The sequence below is a fragment of the Ureibacillus endophyticus genome, assembly GCF_003628435.1.
In the GTDB taxonomy this organism is placed as follows: domain Bacteria; phylum Bacillota; class Bacilli; order Bacillales_A; family Planococcaceae; genus Ureibacillus; species Ureibacillus endophyticus.
In genome coordinates, this window is the sequence record NZ_RBZN01000050.1 from 1 (window position 1) to 21,120 (window position 21,120).

22 protein-coding genes and 1 riboswitch are annotated in these 21,120 nt (G+C 34.8%); of the genes, 2 read left to right on the forward strand and 20 right to left on the reverse strand.

Translation table 11 applies throughout. The features are described 5' to 3' along the window. Positions 1 to 167: 167 nt before the first annotated feature. From D8M03_RS14695 to D8M03_RS14750, 12 genes are all read right to left on the reverse strand, one after another. Entirely contained in the window at positions 168 to 746 is a 579-nt protein-coding gene (locus D8M03_RS14695) for an ECF transporter S component (protein ID WP_121215583.1), read from the reverse strand. A gap of 267 nt (positions 747 to 1,013) precedes the next feature. After that, a riboswitch (FMN riboswitch) is annotated at positions 1,014 to 1,187 on the reverse strand. A 97-nt stretch (positions 1,188 to 1,284) separates the two neighbouring features. Next, positions 1,285 to 2,487: a hypothetical protein gene (locus D8M03_RS14700; protein ID WP_121215584.1), complete on the reverse strand. Its 1,203-nt coding sequence runs from the start codon at positions 2,485 to 2,487 to the stop codon at positions 1,285 to 1,287. Further along, positions 2,477 to 3,016 (reverse strand): RNA polymerase sigma factor SigX, encoded by a 540-nt coding sequence (locus tag D8M03_RS14705; protein ID WP_121215585.1) that lies wholly within the window; start codon positions 3,014 to 3,016, stop codon positions 2,477 to 2,479. The genes D8M03_RS14700 and D8M03_RS14705 overlap by 11 nt, the downstream gene beginning before the upstream one ends. A gap of 241 nt (positions 3,017 to 3,257) precedes the next feature. Beyond that, the gene (locus D8M03_RS14710) at positions 3,258 to 5,033 is read right to left on the reverse strand and encodes an ATP-binding protein (RefSeq protein WP_121215586.1); all 1,776 of its coding nucleotides are present in this window, start codon (positions 5,031 to 5,033) and stop codon (positions 3,258 to 3,260) included. Next, positions 5,026 to 5,742, reverse strand: coding sequence for a response regulator transcription factor (locus D8M03_RS14715; RefSeq protein ID WP_121215587.1), 717 nt, complete (start codon positions 5,740 to 5,742; stop codon positions 5,026 to 5,028). The genes D8M03_RS14710 and D8M03_RS14715 overlap by 8 nt, the downstream gene beginning before the upstream one ends. A gap of 150 nt (positions 5,743 to 5,892) precedes the next feature. Next, positions 5,893 to 7,080, reverse strand: coding sequence for a c-type cytochrome biogenesis protein CcsB (gene ccsB, locus D8M03_RS14720; protein ID WP_121215588.1), 1,188 nt, complete (start codon positions 7,078 to 7,080; stop codon positions 5,893 to 5,895). Further along, positions 7,077 to 8,741, reverse strand: a complete 1,665-nt coding sequence (gene resB, locus D8M03_RS14725; protein ID WP_121215589.1) for a cytochrome c biogenesis protein ResB — start codon at positions 8,739 to 8,741, stop codon at positions 7,077 to 7,079. The genes ccsB and resB overlap by 4 nt, the downstream gene beginning before the upstream one ends. Positions 8,742 to 8,747: 6 nt before the next feature. After that, positions 8,748 to 9,293: a thiol-disulfide oxidoreductase ResA gene (gene resA, locus D8M03_RS14730; RefSeq protein ID WP_121215590.1), complete on the reverse strand. Its 546-nt coding sequence runs from the start codon at positions 9,291 to 9,293 to the stop codon at positions 8,748 to 8,750. Positions 9,294 to 9,406: 113 nt separating this feature from the next. Then, the gene (locus D8M03_RS14735; protein WP_121215591.1) at positions 9,407 to 10,141 is read right to left on the reverse strand and encodes a pseudouridine synthase; all 735 of its coding nucleotides are present in this window, start codon (positions 10,139 to 10,141) and stop codon (positions 9,407 to 9,409) included. A 225-nt stretch (positions 10,142 to 10,366) separates the two neighbouring features. Next, entirely contained in the window at positions 10,367 to 11,356 is a 990-nt protein-coding gene (locus D8M03_RS14740) for a D-alanyl-D-alanine carboxypeptidase family protein (RefSeq protein WP_245987622.1), read from the reverse strand. Between the two features lie 20 nt (positions 11,357 to 11,376). Beyond that, on the reverse strand, positions 11,377 to 11,964 hold the full coding sequence (gene scpB, locus D8M03_RS14745) for an SMC-Scp complex subunit ScpB (RefSeq protein WP_170148463.1): 588 nt from the start codon (positions 11,962 to 11,964) through the stop codon (positions 11,377 to 11,379). Next, on the reverse strand, positions 11,933 to 12,712 hold the full coding sequence (locus tag D8M03_RS14750) for a segregation/condensation protein A (RefSeq protein WP_121215593.1): 780 nt from the start codon (positions 12,710 to 12,712) through the stop codon (positions 11,933 to 11,935). Before D8M03_RS14750 ends, scpB begins: the two co-directional genes overlap by 32 nt. Positions 12,713 to 12,830: 118 nt before the next feature. Between D8M03_RS14750 and D8M03_RS14755 the strand changes: the two genes are divergently transcribed. After that, a complete protein-coding gene (locus D8M03_RS14755; protein ID WP_121215594.1) occupies positions 12,831 to 13,361 on the forward strand; it encodes a DUF309 domain-containing protein in 531 nt (176 codons plus the stop codon). A gap of 1 nt (position 13,362) precedes the next feature. Here D8M03_RS14755 and D8M03_RS14760 read toward each other — a convergent pair whose 3' ends face one another. The 8 genes from D8M03_RS14760 to D8M03_RS14790 form a co-directional block, all read right to left on the reverse strand. Beyond that, a complete protein-coding gene (locus D8M03_RS14760; RefSeq protein WP_121215595.1) occupies positions 13,363 to 13,728 on the reverse strand; it encodes a GNAT family N-acetyltransferase in 366 nt (121 codons plus the stop codon). Positions 13,729 to 13,771: 43 nt separating this feature from the next. After that, positions 13,772 to 13,942, reverse strand: coding sequence for a hypothetical protein (locus D8M03_RS17790; RefSeq protein ID WP_170148464.1), 171 nt, complete (start codon positions 13,940 to 13,942; stop codon positions 13,772 to 13,774). A 3-nt stretch (positions 13,943 to 13,945) separates the two neighbouring features. Beyond that, a complete protein-coding gene (lysA, locus tag D8M03_RS14765) occupies positions 13,946 to 15,265 on the reverse strand; it encodes a diaminopimelate decarboxylase (protein WP_121215596.1) in 1,320 nt (439 codons plus the stop codon). A 98-nt stretch (positions 15,266 to 15,363) separates the two neighbouring features. Continuing rightward, positions 15,364 to 16,824 carry a spore germination protein gene (locus D8M03_RS14770; RefSeq protein WP_121215597.1) on the reverse strand — a complete coding sequence of 487 codons (1,461 nt, stop codon included), beginning with the start codon at positions 16,822 to 16,824 and terminating at the stop codon, positions 15,364 to 15,366. Then, complete coding sequence (locus D8M03_RS14775; protein WP_121215598.1) at positions 16,821 to 17,609, reverse strand: SigF/SigG family RNA polymerase sporulation sigma factor; 789 nt, start codon at positions 17,607 to 17,609, stop codon at positions 16,821 to 16,823. Before D8M03_RS14775 ends, D8M03_RS14770 begins: the two co-directional genes overlap by 4 nt. Positions 17,610 to 17,682: 73 nt before the next feature. Further along, positions 17,683 to 18,126, reverse strand: a complete 444-nt coding sequence (spoIIAB, locus tag D8M03_RS14780; RefSeq protein ID WP_121215599.1) for an anti-sigma F factor — start codon at positions 18,124 to 18,126, stop codon at positions 17,683 to 17,685. Then, positions 18,119 to 18,472, reverse strand: coding sequence for an anti-sigma F factor antagonist (gene spoIIAA, locus D8M03_RS14785; protein WP_121215600.1), 354 nt, complete (start codon positions 18,470 to 18,472; stop codon positions 18,119 to 18,121). The genes spoIIAB and spoIIAA overlap by 8 nt, the downstream gene beginning before the upstream one ends. 558 nt (positions 18,473 to 19,030) lie before the next feature. Then, positions 19,031 to 19,573: a hypothetical protein gene (locus tag D8M03_RS14790; protein WP_121215601.1), complete on the reverse strand. Its 543-nt coding sequence runs from the start codon at positions 19,571 to 19,573 to the stop codon at positions 19,031 to 19,033. 304 nt (positions 19,574 to 19,877) lie between these two features. Between D8M03_RS14790 and D8M03_RS14795 the strand changes: the two genes are divergently transcribed. Then, positions 19,878 to 21,008 (forward strand): 7TM diverse intracellular signaling domain-containing protein, encoded by a 1,131-nt coding sequence (locus D8M03_RS14795; RefSeq protein ID WP_121215602.1) that lies wholly within the window; start codon positions 19,878 to 19,880, stop codon positions 21,006 to 21,008. Positions 21,009 to 21,120: the final 112 nt, after the last annotated feature.

Below are 21,120 nucleotides of genomic sequence, written 5' to 3' on the forward strand. Positions count from 1 at the left end.
TAATGCACAACTCACCTTTTTCTGCTTGTTTCTAGTCAACTCAAGTATAGAAAAATAGGTGATGTTGTGCATTTTGTTTTTCATAAATTGTAGGCAAACCCCAACAATTAATATAGAACCACAAAAAAATCAACGGGACGACACCACCCCGTTGATTTTTAATATTGTTATAGAAGATATTGTGCTCGTTGATTTTCGATCCACACTCTCATCGTACGGAATAACACAATAACAATCACTAATAACATAATTCCTTTTACTATATTAAACGGTAAAATACCTAATACAATCGTTTCTTTCATATCGAAACTGCCCCAACCAAGGAAATAAGAGTACATTGGTAAGAAGGCAACATAATTTAATAAGCTCATTCCTACAGACATCGTGATTGTACCAACTACTAAACCAAATGTTAAACCTTTTATTGTAGGTAATTTTTTATAGATGTAATATACAGGTAAAATGAATAAGATTCCCGTTACGAAATTTGCCATATGTCCAACTGGAACTCCAGTAGGTGCTCCCGAGAAAATCCAATCCAGAATGTTTTTAAATAATTCTACTAAAATACCAGCTAATGGACCCATTGTAATAGCTGCAATTAATGCCGGTACATCACTAAAGTCAATTTGCAGGAACACCGGGAACCATGGTAGCGGGAAATTTAAAAGCATTAAAATAAATGAAATACTACTTAACATAGCAATCGTTACGAATGAACGTAACTTAAGTTTTTGATGTTTCATCGCAATCTCTCCTCTTTGCTGATTCAACTCGCAAGAAGAAAGGACAGTCACCAAAATTCGTTTCTCAATGTAAAAATCCCTTATGCAAAATGAGCATAAGGGAGAAAATAGGCACATTGACTTGAAGTGGTAAAAAATCGTACGCGAAAGAAGAGATTACCAACACGAAAATTGGCAACTCAAATAAAAGTATGTGCAACAATATATTTGCATACTTTTAGCGTACAGTTTTTTCCAATTCAAAAACGAATCGAATAAAGACCGTACCTTCACCTTCTCCCATCCAGACTATACTGTCGGCTTTGGAATCGCACCAAATCCTGCTTTATAAAAAAGCTCGCGGGCTGAAGAAAACATCTGCAAAATCCTCCATGTGAATGGTCGGAAGTTGCGTTTCCTATTACCGCCGGTCGGGAATTACACCCTGCCCCGAAGATGAATCAAATATTAAATTTGTTTTATGGTACTATTATATCTCGGAAAAGAAGTATTGTAAATAGAAGTAAAATAGTTTATTGAATTTACTGAATAATTCGATTTATTGTAGAACTAGTTCATAAGATACTTCGTTTGCAGCTATTGGCATAGGTAGTGGTTCACTAAAATTAAATCCCTGCCATCCCGTCTGTACAATGTTATTAAATTGTACTTGCATATTGAAGTTAGCCGCTGTTAATAAAATACCTTCTATCATTTGCATAGCATCTTGTTGATCGTAATTCATTAAATCTAGTTGATCAGTAAATGCAACTGTCACAATGTCACCTTCAACTGAAATTTTAAAATCAACTCCTTCGATAATGACAGATTGATAAATATCATTATCCTCCTCTTTCATTGCTGAAATGGCTTCTTCTATAGTGCTAAAAGTTAAACGAAAATTTGGTGCTAAATATTCTGATCCGTCTGCTTGTGTATGTCTGTAATAATTATATTGGTTCTTTAACTGTATTGGTTTATTTGGCATTCCAACTTCACTAAATACAAAAGGTGAACCTGTTTCATCTAACGTAATTGCTTCATCATAGTAGTAACTGAATGTATCAATAAGGGAAGCTTCATACGTAGCTGGTCCTGCCGATCCGGAATCATATGGCGGATTCTTTGGTAATGTATGAACAACTTGTTGATTTTGTTCTGATATTTTTCCAACATAGGGATGATACTCACTAAAACCAATCGAACTTTCATCAAATAGTGGTGCGTATTGATTATAAAGGTCAACACCAGTAGGCTTAATTTTGCCGAAATCCTCCATAATCCGTTCATTTGGGATTAGTACCGTTACCGGAACACTATCAGCTGCATCACTCGCTAAACCTAATTGGAAAATTGTTTTTCCTTCAATTTCATCTGGATAGACAGCTGTGCTTAGATTAACCGCATCCATCGTCATCATTGTTCGATTTTCCGCTAATTCTGTAGCAGACTCTTGTTCCATTTGGCTCGTATCTTCTGTAGATTCCATCTTCATACTCTCTTCCGATACTTCTGATGTTTGATTTAGCTCTTTCATAAATGAAGGTATTAAAATTGCAAATAAAATGAGTGCTGCGGCAGATATTGTAATCGGGATCCAATTCCGTTTTTTCTTTTTAACAATTTTTGTTTCTTCTTCGTCAAAAACTCCATCATCTATTAATCGTTGAAGCACATCATCTTTTGAACGATGATCATGAATTTTTGGTACATTTGAAAGCAATTGTTCGATTTTTTCATCGTCCCATTTTTCATGACTCATAATGATTTGCCTCCTTTTTACCAGATGTTGTTAATAAATCTCGTAGGTTCTTAATCGCTCGATGTTGGGTAGTTTTGACTTTTCCTTCAGTCCAATTTAATATCGCTGCTGTTTCTGCAATAGATAATTCTTGAAAATATCGCATGATTATAACCATCTTTTGATCCCCTGTACATTTTTCTAAAGCTTCGAGTAATTGCTGCATATCATCGTTTAATTCAATTAATGCTTCAGGCGATTTTGTCGGTGAAACAAGCTGTTCCGTTTCCCAGTTAAATGCATCAAAATTACGAGATGAACGGACTGCATTTTTTCGGAAATAATCGATGGCTACATTTTTCGCTATGGCAAAAAGCCAAGTCTTTTCGGAACTTCTTCCTTCAAATCGTTCATAGGATTTCAAAACCCGTACATATACTTCGTGGGACAAATCCTCTGCAACTCCACGATCTTTCACTAAGTATATTAAAAATTGAAAGACATCTTGATGATACCGATCGTATAACGAATGGAAAATGGATTTCTTCAATCCATACCACCCCCGTTCTTTATATTTGTCGAGTTTGAATAAAAAAGGTTACATCATTAAAAAAAGCGTGTATTTTTATTGGACTTTGTAGACTTTCTATTAATTGTTCATTTTTTCTATTATTAACCCAATTTTGTCTATTAATCCCACACATTTATCTATTATTCCAAAACTTCTTTAATAAATCTACTATTGGTGTGTTTCTAAACCAACAAAAAAAGCAGAGGAAAGTTTCCCCTGCTTATAATGGTAAATGGAAAGTGAAGGTTGTGCCAACGCCAACTGTACTATCGACTTTAATATTTCCTTTATGTGCTTCTACGATATTTTTTGCTATGGCAAGGCCCAATCCTGTTCCGCCTTTTGAGCGAGTACGTGCTTTATCTGCTTTATAGAAACGCTCAAAGACAAAGGATAAATCTTCTTGTGGAATGCCTTCACCAGTGTCTGCCACTTGAATTTTTGCATAAGAGAATTCTTGATCCAAGGAGACTGTCACACTTCCATTTTCAGGTGTGTGTCGAATAGCATTGTCAATTAGATTTGTCAGTACTTGTTCAATTCGGTCTTCATCAAGACTGATCATAACATCCTCTGATAAAGAGCTTTTGAATTTCAGATTAACGTGTTTTTCTTTTGCAACTTGAGCAAATTTTTGAGTAATACGCTCAAGGACATGGACAGCAGAGACATCTTCTTTATAAAGCGTTGTATGTCCAGATTCCATGCGTGCTAAATCCAGTAAGTCTTTTACAAGGCGCCCCATTCGTTGGGATTCATCGTAAATGATACGAATCATTTCATTGCGTTCTTCTTCTTCTGTCACGACATCATCCAATAGTGCCTCTGAATAGCCCTGTAACATGGCAATCGGTGTTCGAAGCTCGTGAGAAACGTTTGCGATAAAGTCTGATCGCAGTTTTTCCAAACGCAATTGTTCCGTCATATCTCGTATTACAGCAATGGCTCCACGAATGGATTGTTGACTATTTTTTAATGGGCTTATCGTTATTCGGTAATAAGAACCATCCATTTCAATATCTTCTTCTAATTTGTCTTCAAAATCTAAAACATGCTCTAGCATCTCATAAATTTCAATTGGAATTGGACTATCACCTTGCGATTTTTTTCGCAGGAACCATTTTTGTAATAATCGATCCGCTGGTGGATTGCTTAATAAAATCGTACGATCACGGTTAAAGGTGATTACACTATCCGTCATCGAAGTTAAGACACTTGCTAATTGTTCTTTCTCCTGATTAATAACCTCTAAATGATGTTTTAATTGTCTCCCCATTTGATTAAATGCCATTGCGAGTTGTCCAATTTCATCATTTTGAGTTGTTGGTAACGTTGCATCAAATTTCCCTTTTGCCAATTCAAAGGCGTGTTCACGCATTTTACGTAATGGCCACGTAATACGGGAAGATAGGAAAAATGCAAAGAATGTTGTTAAAACAAACGCGATAAATGCTGAAAGAAAGACAATTTTCGTTGTTTTTTGTGAAGTTTTATGCAAAGCAGTTGGGTTTTGGTAGATAAAGATTGCCCCATGTAAAGCATCTTCACTTTTTAACGGGTAGCTAAGCACAAAATACGATTCCATCTTGTCGTCTTCAATTTGAGATGGAAGTATCATTTCTTTTATAATCGGTTTATTCGATTCGTATATTTTATTAAAATCTTTACTATTTACAATACTTTCTTGAATTTCTACTTTATTAATTCCTGTTTGAAAAGCGGAAACAACCAGATGATCTGGAGATACTAAAAGTGCATTTGTATCTTCTGGCAACATTTCTTCAATGATTTCATCTGCTAAATGTTCTAAGTTATACTTATCAACTATACTGGCAATGGTTGAGGCGGTTTGATTTAATGATTGTTCTGCCTTTTCTTTATGGTAATTTTCAAGAAACTCTAACATTAAAATTGTGAAGACGAATAATACAAATGAAACGAGAAGCAATATGGTAATCCATAGCTTCCCGACAATACTTCTCCATATTCTATTCATTTATAACCTCGAATTTATAACCTACGCCCCAAACCGTCACGATCATTTTTGCAGCATTTTCTGACACACGATTTAGTTTTTCACGTAGACGTTTTACATGTGTATCAACTGTTCGTAGGTCACCGAAGAAATCATAATGCCAAACTTCTTTTAATAATTGCTCACGGTCAAATACTTTATCCGGTGATTTCGCTAAGAAGTATAAAAGCTCATATTCCTTAGGAGTTAAGTTTACTTCTGTTCCATCTGCTGTTACACGATGAGCATCATGGTCAATCGTTAAGTGTGGAAATACAACTAAATCCTTTGATGAAGATGGACTTGACACCGGTGAGAATGCAGAAGAACGTCTTAAAATAGCCTTCACACGAAGTACAACTTCACGTGGGCTAAACGGTTTTACGATATAATCATCTGCCCCAAGTTCAAAACCTTGTACACGATTTGCCTCTTCGCCCTTTGCTGTTAAAAGGATTATTGGTGTTGTTTTCTTTTCACGCAATTCTGCACAAACTTGAAGCCCGTCTTTCTCAGGCATCATTATATCTAATAATATACAGTGGTAATCATTTTCTAAAGCTTTCGAGAGTGCAATTTCGCCATTTTCCGCCTCTTCTACTTGATAGCCTTCGCGTTCAAGATACATTTTTAATAGGCGACGAATACGGTCTTCATCATCAACTACTAATACAGATATATTTTCAGACATAGGTTTTACCCCTCTCATTCTTTCTCTTATATTATTGTACAATTTCATGTCGAAAAATAAAAGATGATATAGTAAAACTTACATTAACGGGTAATACATATAAAGAAAGTTCTTCCCAAGATAGAGAAGAACCTTCAAAAATATTAATTATTATGCATAAGAATGTAGACCTGCAATTACTAGATTCACGACAATTAGGTTGAAAAGGATGATTGCAAAGCCGATTAACGCAAGCCAAGCACTCTTCTTCCCTTCCCATCCTTTTGAAAGACGTAAATGCAAGAACGCTGCATAGAATAACCAAGTAATAAGAGCCCATACTTCTTTCGGATCCCATCCCCAGAATCTACCCCATGCTTCTTGTGCCCAAATCATCGCAAAGACTAGTGCACCTAAACTAAATACAGGGAAACCAATTAATACAGAACGGTAACCAATTTCGTCTAATAAATTCAAATTAACTTTACGTACTAATGGATGTAGCAAATCTAAAATTCTTCTACGTGAAATTAATCTAAATAGTAAATAAATAATTGAACCTACGATAAATGACCAGAATACAACTGTTAATTTTTTCGCATTAATAACAGGAGGCATTTCTGCAATTGGTTCCATAACATCATCTGTTAATAATACATATTCGTTCATACCAAACACAGCTGGTACGTTATAGATAATTTCATGTTGAGCACCATTTTTATCAACATAATTAAATACCGCTTCGTAGCCCATGCTTCTGAAAGTAACAGTTACAACAATAAAGCCAATTACAAGGACAGCAAAATATAGTACTGCCTCTAACCAAAAACGACCTTTTGTTTTTACTTTTGGATCTACTGCTTTTAATAAATAAATTAACCCCGCTACTGCACTAATCGCTAAAATAGATTGTCCAAGTGCAGCTGTAATTACGTGAATTGTTAACCAATAACTTTGTAATGATGGAACAAGAGGTGTTACATCTCTCGGGAACATCGCTGCGTATGCAATAATTAATAAAGCAATCGGTAATGCGACTAAGCCAAGTGCAGTTAATCGGTACATATAATAAATTAAAATAAATGCACCAACGATAAACATACCGAATGCAGTTGTAAATTCGAACATATTACTTACAGGAGCATGTCCCGTATACATCCATCGTGTAATAAAGTACCCTAATTGTGCAAGGAAACCGATAATGGTAACAATGATAGCAATTCTACCCCATCTATCCGCACGTTTCGCTGCTCCATCGGGTTTATTACTTTTAATTGCACCACCGAACAATAATGTCCCAATTAAATAAGCTAAGAACGCGATAAATAGTAAGTTACCGCTTAAATCAATCAAACTCATAAGGTGCTGTCACCTTCCTTTTCTTTTTGCCCGTCTTCATTATTTTCTTTTTCAACTTGGTCAATAAATTGAGGTAAATGTGCAACTTCTGTAATTGCAGTTAAATCTTTCTTTATACTAAACCAGTTTTTATTTGTATGTGCTGCAAGTCGAATTGTACCATCTTGTAATTGTTCAACCCAAATTCGACGGTGATTCCAATAAGATCCAATTGCAACACCTAACATAAAGATGATTCCACCAACGATTAAAATAGGAATTGTTCTGTCTTTATGAACCGTTAACCCAGACATATTTCGTGTTTCTATACCCTTGAATGACATTTTGTATACATTGTCACCATTTGGTTCAACCGTTTCTTTAATTGCCACAAAACTTACTTCCCCATCTGGTTTCTCTGGTGTTGTCATTTTGAAAATAAATGCTGGATTATTAGGGTTAGATGTTGCCGTTTGTGGTTCACCATTTTTAAACCCACTAAAGTCTGGATAATAACCTAATAATTCCACTTTTGTTTGATCATCAATGACATACTCTTTTTGAGGGTTTGTTAAATCAATACTTACATCCCCTAATTCTTCACCAGTTTCTTTCTTTGTAAGAGCGAAATTCATACCTTTTAATTCGTTTAAACGGAAATCCATTTGATACAGTGAATAACCTTCATGTTTTAGTGGATGATTCACTCGAATTGAATATTCTTTTACTAATTCTAAATTGTCTGTTTGACCTGGAAGAGCATCATCCGGCTGTTTATATAATTTTACGTTCGTTTGGTAATTCTTTGCAACCGCATTCACACCTTGTTGAATTTGTGCTTCCGTTTTTTCATTATCATGAAGTTCTAATATAAATTTTTCATTTTCAATAAAGTAACCATCCATACCTGGTATTGTTCGAATATCACCTTCACGAACCCACATCGATTCGTCAACATAGAATCCTGGCAATAGTCTTAACATGACACCAAGTAAGAAAACAATTAGACCTACATGGTTTATGTATGGGCCATAACGCGCAAATCGTCCACGTTCAGCTAAAATCGCATTGCCTTCACGACGAACATTATATTTTAATTTTTTCATTTGTTCTTCAACTAAATCAAGGGTTTTCGCAGAGTCTCCAGCAGTAACTGGGCCTTCTGCTACGACACGTTGACGTTTCATAAAACTTTCGTGGCGTTTTACACGTTGATTTTTTAAAGAACGATGAAGCGGAATTCCTCTATCTAAACTTGCAATAATGATTGAAATCCCCAAAAGTCCTACTAAAATTTGGAACCACCATGAACTATAAACATCCGATAATCCCAATGTATAATACAATTTACCAAGGGATCCATATGTTTCTTCATAGTAAATTTCTCTTTCAGCCTCAGTTGCTACATTTACATAAAACTCCTGAGGAAAGATTGTTCCAATTGAAGCAGCTACTAAATTAATAAAAATAAGGGAAACCCCTACTTTTACACTAGAAAAGAAGTTCCAAATCTTATCTACAATTGATTTGTTGCGTGTTTTGGAGCGGATGGCAATTCCATCGTAGCGCATGTCCAAAACTTTTTGATTTTTCACTTCTTCGGTTAATGGTCGTCCGCATTTTTCACATAACTTGGTTCCAAATGGGTTTTCATGTCCACAAGCACAAATAATTTTTTCCATCTTAAATTACTCCTGTTCTGGCTTAATGGATTCCATGTATGAAGCTATTTGTTGTTCATTCATTTCACCAGTGATAATTTTTTCAACTTCCCCTTCAGGATTGATTAAGATCGTTGCTGGTAGAAGATCAATCGTATATTCAGTCATTACATCTCTCGTTTCATCGATTGCAACTGGAAAATGTACACCTAAACCTTCAATAAAGTTTTTTACTTCAAATTCTGTTTGCGCGATATTAACTGCTAAAACTTCTACTCCTTGATCTTTATAAATTGCGTATTGATTAGACATCGCTGGCATTTCTTTTTTACATGGCTCACACCATGTACCCCAGAAATTTAAAAAGATTCCTTTTCCTTCATAGTCGGACAGACGATGTTTAATATTGCTATCGTATAAATCGACAAGTTCAAAATCTGGTGCTTTATCGCCAACTTGGAGAAGTTTTACTTTGTCCTTTGTTGCCGAGCTATATACTGTATAAACTATTGCAGCTAATAAAACAACAAGGATGACACCGCGAGTAATTGAACGTTTTTTCTTTTTATCCATAGCCGATTACCTCCCCGTTACTTAATACAATCTTCTCCATTATAGCAAAAATCACTTTTTAAATTTTTTCTGTTTATGAATGATTTATGAACCTTTCCACTACTTCCCTAGTGTTAATCAATTTTTCCTGTCTCAGCTAAGACACGAAGCAACTTAACCTCATGTTTTGTAAGTTGTCGATACTCCCCTGGGTTTAGACCTGTTAAATCTAAGAAAGCAAAGCGTTCACGTTTTAACTTAACAACTGGTGTACCGATCGCCTCAAACATACGACGGACTTGTCGATTTTTTCCTTCATGGATGGTAATTTCACATATAGCTTTTCCTGCTTTTAGATCAAATGAAGTCATACTTACTTTTGCAGGAGCCGTTTTACCATCTTCAAGTTTAATGCCTCGTTGAAGTTTTTTGAGGCCTTCAATTGTCGGAACACCTTTTACTCGCGCAATATACGTTTTATCAATTTTGAATTTTGGGTGTGTCATTTGATAAGCAAATTCCCCATCATTCGTTAATAACAATAAACCAGATGTATCATAATCTAATCTTCCTACTGGGAAAATACGTTCATGAACATGTTTCTTAAAGATATCCGTAACCGTTTTTCTACCCTTATCATCTGTAACGGCTGAGATTACGCCTCTTGGTTTATATAATAAGAAGTATACTTTATCTTCTTTTTCAAGTTTTACACCATTTACCTCAATTGTGTCAGAATTGGAAACTTTCGTGCCTAGCTCCTTTACGACTTTTCCGTTTACTTTTACTTTACCTTCTAAAATTAAGCTCTCCGCTTTTCTTCTAGATGCAATACCTGCATAGGCAATTACTTTCTGCAATCTTTCCATGTTTCCTCACCTTTTGTCTTCCATTTTGTTAGTCGGTCATATACTGCTAAAAATTATGTCATATTCTGTCGCATTATTAAAGGAAAATAACTTATTTCTATTATTCCATTTATCACGTATTATTTTCCCTAAAACAATAAAATAAGACTGCCAAATAAGCAGTCTGTTTTTAATCTTATAACGATTTATTTAATACTAAAGTTCCTAACTTAATCCAATTTTGGATTACTTTAGATTTACCTTCGTTGCATAAATACTCTCATTATTTAACATAACATGCCAAATGCCAAATTCATTTTGCTTTCGAGAAAGATGTAGAACATTTTGTAATTTCTTTTCTTCTTCATTGTTTAGCAATAATTTAATCGGCTTCTTAAGTTCAACTATTTTGTCTTCGGTTGCTTTGTACTCACCTTTATCCGCAACTGTTACATAGTCATATTCTGAAAATACCTTATTTGCAAGTGATGTATGTACTTGCCAATCATTTGATTCACCTAACGTAACTACAATAACCTTTTCTTCACCCTGCTCAAAATAAGTTGCTAATGTTCTACCCGCAATTTTCGTGAAGCCGGTTTTCCCTGAGACAGCCCCAACTTGTTGTCTTAATAGTTTATGTTTATTTTGCCATGTGACACCGTTTTTAGAAGGGCTTTTATAATTAATTGTGGAAGATATCTTTTTAAATGTATCGTTTTGCATAGCGATTCGTAACATTTGCGCCGTATCATAGGCAGACGATAGATGAAGGTCATTGTGTAAACCAGATGGATTTGTAAAGTACGTATTATTTAATCCGTAAAGACGTGCCTTCTCATTCATCAAATCAGCAAAGCCTTCGATTGATCCTCCAGTGTGCTCTGCTAGGGCGTAAGCAGCATCATTTCCAGAACGCAACATAAGTCCATATAGCAATTCTTCTATCGTTACCTTATCCCCTGGTTCAAGGTAGATAGAGGATCCCTCACTCAATGCTGCTTGTCTAGAAATTTCAACTTCTTCTTTAAGATCGTTATTTTCAATCGCTATAAGTGCAGTCCACATCTTTGTTAAACTTGCAATCGGCTTTTTTTCATGAACATTACTACCGAATAATAATCGGCCAGTATCCGCATCTATCACTGCATATGATGCACTTGCTGCTTCTGCTACAGAGAAAAAAATGAAGAATGAACAAATGCTCGCAATAAACACTTTAGCAAACCTTTTCAACAAGCCACTCCTTTGACAAATTACTCTTCATTGAAAGCTTCTTGGAACTTCGTCATAAATAAGTCGGTTTCCTCTTCCTGATCAACGAGATCCCCTTCAGGTAATGGAGGGAGTTCTTTAATATCTTTTAATCCGAAATAATTTAAAAATTCCTTTGTTGTCCCATAAAGGATAGCACGCCCTGTCCCTTCAGCTCGTCCAACTTCCTGGACCAATGCTCTTGAAACAAGAGTTTGGATGGGACGTTCACTTTTTACACCACGTAAATCTTCAATCTCAGCTCTTGTAATAGGTTGCTTGTACGCAATGATTGCTAAAACTTCTAATGATGCGGTTGTTAATACGTTACTATTAGGATTTTCTACAAGTTTTTTGATACTATCAGCTAACTCCGGTTTCGTTGTAATTTGATAAGTACCAGCTAATTTTTTTAATGTAATTCCACGCTCAGCATGTTCATTATAATTTGTTTCAAGCTCACTTAATGCTGCTTCAATTTCCATTGTTTCGACTTCTAGTAATTGAGAAAGTTGTTTTATTGATAGCCCGTCATCACCAACTACGAAAAGAAGCGCCTCAATTTTGCTCATCAAGTTGTTCAAGTTCATCAAGAGTTGCCTCCTTTTGTAATGTAACGGTTAAATCTTCGAAATTATTTTGTTGTTCTACCAAAACAACCTGACGTTTCATTAGCTCTAATAATGATAAAAAAGTTACGATAATTGTTGCTTTATCTTCATAGGGAAAGAGTTTTGAAAAATAGGTTTTACCACCATTTAATTTTAAAGAACCAATGACCGCCATCATTTGATCTTTTACTGATATTTCTTGCCTTGTAACTCTGGTAGATAACGGCTTTTTTAATTGCTTCCGACGTAATAACTTTTGAAATGCGCTTAACATATCATATACATTAACATTTGCATCAAAAAGTGCTAATTGTTCATCGGGCATAAAAGCTGATAAGTCTGTAGGTGGTCGAGTGAACACTTGTGCCCGCTCTTCTTCTAATTGTTTTAATTCTACTGCTGCTTCTTTATATTTTTTATATTCAATTAATTTTGTTACAAGCTCTTCACGTGGATCTGGTCCATCCACTTCAAATTCAGCATCCTCCATTTCACCTTCATGAATCGGAAGAAGCATTCTACTTTTAATTGCTAAAAGTGTCGCTGCCATTACGAGGTATTCACTTGCTTCATTTAGCTCTAACACTTTCATTGCATGGATATGATCTATGTATTGTGCTGTTAATTCTGCCATCGGGATATCGTATATATCAATTTCCAAACGGTTAATTAAATGTAATAATAAATCAAGAGGTCCTGTAAAGGCTTCTAATTTTACTTCATACATATGTAACCACCTGACGTATGTTGTTGTTACTATGCATGTGTCTAATCTGAAAACAGTTGTCCAAATTAAGTGCCCATGCATTTTGTTCAAATTTTAGTATAGAGGAAAGAGGGTTTGAATGCATCCATTGTTTCATAGATTGTTTGTCGATTTTTGCACTTATTTTAATGGGAACCAGGATTATTTTGAATGCCATGAAGTGTTGGAAGAATACTGGAAGGAAGTTGCTCCTGGTGACAAAAATCACCCATTGGTAGGATATGTCCAATTAGCTACAGGCATGTATCATTGGCGACGAAATAATAGAAATGGAGCTATGAAAATATTAGAAAAAGCACTGCATAACTTTTCTACCAATCAAACTTCACCATTTTTTGATTTTATCCATTTTAACCAATTGTATAACGATTGCGAGAATAGTATAACGTTAATTAAAAAGGGAGATGAATTTACTCCATTTCAAATTATTATCCAAAATAATGAATTATCTGCTTTAGTTCATCAGAAAATATGTGAACTTCCCACAGTACCATTAAATTATCTTCTTCATAAACATATGCTCCGCGATCGTTCAGATATTCTTATTGCACGCAATAAGAAATTGGAAGAACGTCAATTAAATAAGAAAAATAAGAAGAGGCCGACGTAAATTATGCGTCTGCCTCTTCTAATATAGGTAAACATTTTTCTATAAAAGGTCTTGTATCATCATTTGCTTTTAAAGTTTTAAATTGGCTTGTCTTTAAAAGTTCTTTTAGCATTGCAATTGCTACACCTTCACCACGATATGAAGGTACGACGGTAATATGTTGTATTGTAGCTGTATCGCCTTCGTCAAGAATGCCAACGATTCCAATATACTCTTCGTCTTTTTTCCATAAGTATAAATACCAATCATCTTCTTGATCGTAAGCTTGAATCGTTTCCATTAATCGTTTAACGTCTTTTTCTTGTGGCATTAACGAAAGTAGACCCATTGCTATTTTTTCTAAAGGTTTTTTATAGCGAATTAACATTGTATAACAATCCCTCATTTTCTATCGTACAACAACTCATATCCTACACGATTTTAGCAAAGGATGCAACTATATTACCAATAAATACCAAACCTAATGTATTTTCTTCTTCTCTCGGTGCGTTTGGAATAATCACATATAGATAAAATAAAGCCCAGGCAATACTAAAAACTAATAGAATTCCTAACAACCACCATTTTGATATTCTTTTCATGCGTTACTCACCTTTTTGAAGTGTAAGAGGGAGATCATTTTGCACAATGTCTTCATAAGACTCTCGTTTAATTGCTAATTGATGATGACCACCTTCAACAAATACAACTGCTGGGCGAGGAACACGATTATAGTTCGAAGCCATTGAATAACCATATGCACCTGTACAGAAAATCGCTAAAATGTCGCCTGGTTCAGCAGATTGTAAAGAAGCATCCACGATCAATTTATCCCCAGATTCACATAATTTCCCTGCAACAGTATATGTACTATTTTTTTCTTCATTTGCTTTATTAGCAATAACCGCTTCATACTTTGCATCATAAAGAGCAGGACGAATATTGTCACTCATACCACCGTCAACTGCAATGTATTCGCGAATATCAGGAACGGTTTTACGTGAGCCAATTGTATATAGAGAAGTACCAGCATCTCCTACAAGGGAACGACCTGGCTCAATCCAAATCTCTGGCATTGTTAAATTTAATTGTGCACAGTGGGATTGAACTGTTTTAATCATTTCTTCTACATATACTTGTGGTTCAAGCGGACGATCTTCTTCTGTATAACGGATACCAAATCCTCCACCTAGGTTTAATACAGTACATTCGAAGTTGTATTTTTCTTTCCACTCACCAATTTTTTGCATTAACTTTTCAGCAGCTAAGCTAAAGCCATCTGTTTCAAAAATTTGTGAACCGATATGGCAGTGTAAACCTAATAATTGAAGATATTCATGATCCGTTACTTTTTGGAATGCTTCATCAGCTTGTCCATTATTTAAGTCAAAGCCAAATTTTGAATCAGCTTGACCTGTTGTAATAAAGTCATGCGTATGCGCTTCAACACCTGGTGTAACACGTAATAAAATACTCATTGGTTGTTGTTTTGCTTCAGAAATTTCTTTTAATAATGCAATTTCATAAAAATTATCTACTACAATACAACCAATTTTTGTATCGAATGCTAATTCTAATTCAGCATATGATTTATTATTGCCATGGAAATGAATTCTTTCTGCAGGGAAACCAGATTTGATAGCAGTGTATAATTCCCCACCAGATACAACATCAAGAGAAAGATTTTCTTCTTGAGCTACTTGATACATAGCAACACATGAGAAAGCTTTTGAAGCGTAGGCCACTTCCGCTTTTACGCCTAACTTTTGGAATGTTCCGATAAATCCGCGTGCACGTTTTCTAACTAATTCTAAATCATAAACGAAAAGTGGAGTACCGTATGAATTTGCTAATTCAACTGCATCGACTCCACCAATCGTTAGATGACCATTTTCATTTATGTTTTGTGTACCGTATAAATGCATAATGTTCCCTCCGTAACAAACGAAAAAATTTTTTCGTTATAGAAAATTACCTTATGAGGGAACTTTATCACATGAATAAGGCTAACGCAACGCAAGATTTATGAACGATCTCGTTGTTTTGCCCCAACAATATACGGTCTGATTGCATCGTCTGCCATTGGGAAACGAATAAAGACTCTCGAAAACGCCTTTGGAAAGAACGGTATTAGCGGCCATAAATATGGAACTTTCATTGGTTTTAGAGAGCATAAATACGAGAATAAAATAAATATCGAAATAAAGAAACCATTTACCCCTGCCAAGGCGGTCATTATTAAAATGAAGAATTGGAAGTATTTTAACGCCACACTCAGTTCAAAAGTTGGGATTGAGAAAGAGAAGATAGCAGTTACTGCTGTATACAATATGACCTCAGGAGAGAATAACCCAACATCAATTGCAATTTGCCCAATGATAATACCTGCTACTAATCCCATTGCAGTAGATAAAGGTGTTGGTGTATGAATCGCTGCAATACGTAAATATTCTAGTCCTAAATGAGCAATAATTATTTGCAAAAATAAAGGTATTGAAGACTTTTCCTTTGCACCAATAAAATCTAATGCTGCAGGTAAAAATTCCTCATGGGTGGCTAATAGATACCAAATTGGTAGCAGCGTTAATGTAAAGAATGCTGCGAAATACCGTAGAAATCGCATAGTGGTTCCAATAAAAGGCGATTGCCGATATTCCTCAGCATGCTGAAGTAGATGGAACATAGAAATAGGCACAATTATTACTGAAGGCGAAGTATCCACAATTATTGCAATGTGGCCTTCTAATAAATGCGCCGAAACGATATCAGGTCTTTCCGAATACCTTACAAATGGCAATGGATGGAATTTTTGTTTAAACAGCCATTCTTCTAAAGATTTGTCAGACATGGTTAAACCATCATGGTTAATTTCAGATAATCTTTTTTTCAACCACTTCAAATTCTTTTCGTTAGTCAAACCATTGATATAAGCGATTGCTACATCTGTTTGACCAATTGCAGTAACTTTATGGAGCTCGAAGCGTAAATCTGCTGTTCGAATTCGTCTTCGGATTAATGCAGTATTTAACATAATATTCTCTGCAAATCCATCGCGAGAACCACGAATAACTTTCTCGTTATCTGGTTCATCCGGTTGACGACCTGGATAGCTTCGAAGCTCTAAAACATATCCAAAACCACTTTTTGTAATGATTCCAACTTGTCCACTCAAAACACCAAGTAAAAATTCATCTCGGTCTTTCGGTTCCGATTTTCCATAGAAATTAAAGTGATCATCAAAATATTTGTCTTCATCTTCAATTTCTTTTTCCCATTCATCGGTTTTCCCATAATCATGAAAAAGAGGAGTCAATTGTTCAGTTATCGTGTTTCCGTCTACCAATCCACTTATGTATACACATAAGATAGGTAAGCTATACACGTGTAAATCTTTAATACAAACATCAAATGACTCGTCTTTTCCAAACTTGCTGTATAAAAATTCTTTTGCATCGTCTATAGATGTGAAAATCTTGTTTGTCATTTATTCACCGTCTTTTTAGTAGTTCGTGATGTGTTTGTTTCCATCCATGACTTAAGTTGCGCTAAAATTTTCTTTTCTAAACGTGAAACTTGAACTTGCGATATACCCAAACGTTCGGCAATGTCTGTTTGGGTCAGATCTAAGTAGTACCTTAAATAAATAATCGCCTGTTCACGTTTGTCTAGCTTTGTTAAAACTTCTTTTAATGGAATGTATTGAAACGGCAATTCAGACTTTTCATCTTTCATTTGATCCATTAATGTAATGGAATCGCCTTCAGACTCAAACAATTGCTCGTGAAGTGATGCTGGGTCTCGCATAGCATCCGTTGCAACGAGCACTTCATCCTGTGTTACACCAAGGATATCTGCAAGCTCAGAAATTGATGGTGGCTTTTCGTTTGTTTTTAAAAATTCATCGGTTGCATGTCGTATTTTATAATTCAATTCCCTAATTGATCGACTAACTTTCACCATGCCGTCATCGCGCAAGAAACGTTGTATTTCTCCAATTATCATCGGGACAGCATAGGTAGAAAATTTTACGTCATAGGATAAATCAAATTTATCAACAGATTTCATCAGACCGATACAACCTATCTGAAATAAATCTTCTAATTCTACCCCACGAGATGCAAAGCGTTGAACAATGGACCAAACGAGCCGCGTATTTCCTTCAATCATTTGTTTCCTTGCTTCGATATCACCAGACTGAGCTTTTCCAATAAGCTCCCGCATTTCTTCCTGTGTCAACAAAACATTGGACGGCTGTTCGATTGTCCTCATCCCCCTCACTTCTATCAAATACGACTGTATTTGCGTCCAGAATTTTTTGAAAGCTCGATATATTGTTACTCATTTAAGAAATTTGAGGCATTTTTACCGAGTAAAATTTTTTTGAGAAGGTAACAACTGTACCAACATTCGGTTCAGATTCAACTTGCAAATCATCAGCAAAGCTTTCCATAATCGTAAAGCCCATACCCGAACGTTCCATCTCAGCTTTTGAAGTAAATAACGGCTCCATTGCACGTTTCACATCAAAAATCCCTTTTCCATTGTCTTTTACAGCGACACTTATGACATCTCCATCGCGAACTGCATGTACAGTGACGATCCCTTTACCGTCTTCGTCATAACCATGAATAATTGCATTTGAAACCGCTTCTGAAACAATTGTTTTAAATTCTGAAAGTTCATCAATTGTTGGGTCAAGCTGTGCCACAAAACTAGTAATTGCCATCCTCGCAAGACTTTCATTTTCACTAATTGCTACAAATGTAAGAGTCATTTCGTTATCCATTCACAATCCCCCTTGCGTGTAAAATTGCATCTGCCTCCGTACCATCCATCATGTATGAAGCGAGACCAGAAAACTGGAATATTTTTTTCATTGTATTTGACGGGTTTAAAATGATTGTTTGTCCATTCACCGCGCTAAGCTCTCTCATGCGACCTAATATTAAACCAATTCCAGAACTATCCATAAAGTTTAATCTCTCTAAGTTCCAGATAATTGTGTTTAAATTTCCTTGTAAAATTGTTTTTGAAATCTGACTACGTATTTTTTCTGCTTCATGATGATCAAGTTCACCATATAGCCTGATTACTGCTATGTCATTTAAATGCATGTCCATTTCATAGTTCATTTTGTTAGTTCGCCTCCTCTTATGCGCTTAATTCCACAACATTTGGTCAAAATCCTTTTCAGCTGACAATAGTAGAACTAATTCGCTGAAACTAGTGAAAATACGACAGAAAGTCTATTATCAAAGGTTTTTTGTGGAAAAAGCAGACTTACAAAAGTTTAGGCAAAAGTGTGAGTAATATAAGACACATCAATAGCATTAGAGACTTACACATTCTGAACAAACAGCATTAATTCCGCAATTGGAAACACAGTACAACAATTCTCGGAGGCATTACTAAAAGGTAGTATGGGAATGAAAGGGATAATTTAAACATAAAAAATGGTTTTTTCCCCAACTTATGGTACAAGGTTCTATAATTTTTCACATAATAAACAATCTAGACAAATGTTGTGGGAAGTATTCAATTTTTTGATGTAACTTTTATTGGTGAGGAACAATTCGAATAGATGGGGTTAACAGAGGTATAAATCATCGATAATACAAGTTAATTTTTTCTAATTCTATTAAATAAAAAAGGTATCTCATTTTTTTGAGAAACCTTATATTTACAAGATATTAAAATTTATAGGATTCGCTTCCTCTGTCGATATCCCAAATAGAACTAGATTTGGCTTTTCCAATCTCATGGGACTCTACAACCCAGGAATCGTTATAATTTGTCTGTATAACGGCTTGGCGTCTTAAAGTAGCTGAAATTATAGATAATGTTAGATCAGAAACACCAAATAAAGAACCCCAACCAGATAGTGCAAAGGTTCTTAACGAATTTCTCCCCTTATCACTCGTAATCTTCTTAAATTGACCCGCTGGAATGATAATTGCCTCTTTATTTAGGAATGTGACAACTTCACTATTTATTTCTTTTAACTTCTTTTGATTATGCTCACCTTCACTAGCTTTTTGCATAGAGTGTAAATGAAGTTTTGCAATTAAACTACTTAAAGAATTGATATAGGATTTAGATTCATCATCTACAGAGTTTATCGTAAAACCTCGATCACCCCAATCCCATTCTTTAAAAGGTACAATTAATATATAAATAGTTTCTTCGCATAGATTTGCTATAGAAATTTGTGCATCAGTAGGATTTATTCCCATACATGTACCTTCCTTTTTGAGCATAATCTCATAGACTTAAAATTACTAATAAATAGATTATGAAACATCAAGATTTTGCGTGTCTATTACATCTTTCTTACAAAACCCTTACAAGGATTCGAATTAGTTTTTTTAAAAAGCTTTTTAAAAATTTAAAAGCCCTTAATCCTTCTCTTTGCTAAAATATTGGTTTCAAATCGCTTTTCTAAATATAACTTTTCCCTATATAGACTTAGTACCTATTCAAATTTATAATAAAATTACTAATAAAAGGTCGTTATTTTATACTATCGGAGGTATTTATTTGAAAATACATAAGATAATATTCTTACTCATTGGCGTGATGCTGTTATTTGTACCTCTACTTCTTATAGAAAATAAAGAAAACATATCCTTTGCACATAAAGGGATTCTCGATTTGAACGACAGTAACTTTTACGATGAAAAAATTATCCCCCTCGATGGTGAATGGGAATTTTACGAAGGGGAGTTGTATGATCCACTAGATTTCTCAGATGGTTCTATCACAAATGCAACTTTACTCAATGTGCCCGGTCCTTGGTCAAAGGGAGAAGATCAGGGAATTGGTACGTATCGATTACAAATTCAAAATGTCCCTCTAAACAAAATTTTAGGAATAAAAAAGCAGAACATACGAAGTGCGAGTAAGATATACATAAACGGGGAGTTAATCAGTGAGGAAGGCGTTACCTCTGATAATAAAGAGAGTTATATAGAAGGAAATAATCCACAATTACTTTTCTTCCAAACAGAAACAGATACGATCGACTTAGTTATCCAAGTTTCCGATTTCTCCTATAATAGTGCAGGGATTGCAAACTCGTTATTTTTTGGCGAACAAAAACAATTAATTAAATTCCATTATCAGAAAGTCTTTTCAGAAGTATCTGTTATTACAATTTTAATGACGATTGGTTTGCTTTATATTCTTTTATATCTATTTGTTGAAAGATATCGTAGGAAGGAATTTTTCATTCTTTCATTTGCACTATCATGTATTTTTTTCGCAATTATTAATTTTTGTTTAAGTGAACGGACGATTCTATTCATTCTTCCAGATTTATCCTTCGAAGCAATGTTTAAAATAAAAGATATTTCTATTTTTTTAGCAACAATTTCCTTTATATTTATCATTTCACAGTATGATAAAAGAATATTTGTTCCTTGGGTTAGATATCCCTTAATTACACTTTACTCTTTATATATCTTATTGATTGTATTTAGTCCTTTGAATTTTTATCATCGTTTTGTTCCGATATTTATACTAATCAACGCTGTTACATATCTATATGCAATGGTAAGATGCTTGTACTACTATTTTAAGAATAGACAATATACACTTTCTGGACATCATTCAATAATACTTTTTAGCATTATAAATATTAATGTTTATAATATCGACTTGCTTTTGTAAACGCTAGAATAAAGTTGACAGTTTCTGCTAAACAGTTTTTTACACTTTCGCCAAAATTATTTAATTTCTAGTAAACTGGAAACATTAGGTGTTTATTGGAGGTTAAGGAGAT

Coding starts and splice junctions, on each gene's coding strand:
- D8M03_RS14695 (WP_121215583.1), bottom strand. CDS start 746: ATGAAACATCAAAAACTTAAGTTACGTTCATTCGTAACGATTGCTATG.
- D8M03_RS14700 (WP_121215584.1), bottom strand. CDS start 2,487: ATGAGTCATGAAAAATGGGACGATGAAAAAATCGAACAATTGCTTTCA.
- D8M03_RS14710 (WP_121215586.1), bottom strand. CDS start 5,033: ATGAATAGAATATGGAGAAGTATTGTCGGGAAGCTATGGATTACCATA.
- D8M03_RS14715 (WP_121215587.1), bottom strand. CDS start 5,742: ATGTCTGAAAATATATCTGTATTAGTAGTTGATGATGAAGACCGTATT.
- ccsB (WP_121215588.1), bottom strand. CDS start 7,080: ATGAGTTTGATTGATTTAAGCGGTAACTTACTATTTATCGCGTTCTTA.
- resB (WP_121215589.1), bottom strand. CDS start 8,741: ATGGAAAAAATTATTTGTGCTTGTGGACATGAAAACCCATTTGGAACC.
- resA (WP_121215590.1), bottom strand. CDS start 9,293: ATGGATAAAAAGAAAAAACGTTCAATTACTCGCGGTGTCATCCTTGTT.
- D8M03_RS14735 (WP_121215591.1), bottom strand. CDS start 10,141: ATGGAAAGATTGCAGAAAGTAATTGCCTATGCAGGTATTGCATCTAGA.
- scpB (WP_170148463.1), bottom strand. CDS start 11,964: ATGAACTTGAACAACTTGATGAGCAAAATTGAGGCGCTTCTTTTCGTA.
- D8M03_RS14750 (WP_121215593.1), bottom strand. CDS start 12,712: ATGTATGAAGTAAAATTAGAAGCCTTTACAGGACCTCTTGATTTATTA.
- D8M03_RS14755 (WP_121215594.1), top strand. CDS start 12,831: ATGCATCCATTGTTTCATAGATTGTTTGTCGATTTTTGCACTTATTTT.
- D8M03_RS14760 (WP_121215595.1), bottom strand. CDS start 13,728: ATGTTAATTCGCTATAAAAAACCTTTAGAAAAAATAGCAATGGGTCTA.
- D8M03_RS17790 (WP_170148464.1), bottom strand. CDS start 13,942: ATGAAAAGAATATCAAAATGGTGGTTGTTAGGAATTCTATTAGTTTTT.
- lysA (WP_121215596.1), bottom strand. CDS start 15,265: ATGCATTTATACGGTACACAAAACATAAATGAAAATGGTCATCTAACG.
- D8M03_RS14770 (WP_121215597.1), bottom strand. CDS start 16,824: ATGACAAACAAGATTTTCACATCTATAGACGATGCAAAAGAATTTTTA.
- D8M03_RS14775 (WP_121215598.1), bottom strand. CDS start 17,609: ATGAGGACAATCGAACAGCCGTCCAATGTTTTGTTGACACAGGAAGAA.
- spoIIAB (WP_121215599.1), bottom strand. CDS start 18,126: ATGGATAACGAAATGACTCTTACATTTGTAGCAATTAGTGAAAATGAA.
- spoIIAA (WP_121215600.1), bottom strand. CDS start 18,472: ATGAACTATGAAATGGACATGCATTTAAATGACATAGCAGTAATCAGG.
- D8M03_RS14790 (WP_121215601.1), bottom strand. CDS start 19,573: ATGGGAATAAATCCTACTGATGCACAAATTTCTATAGCAAATCTATGC.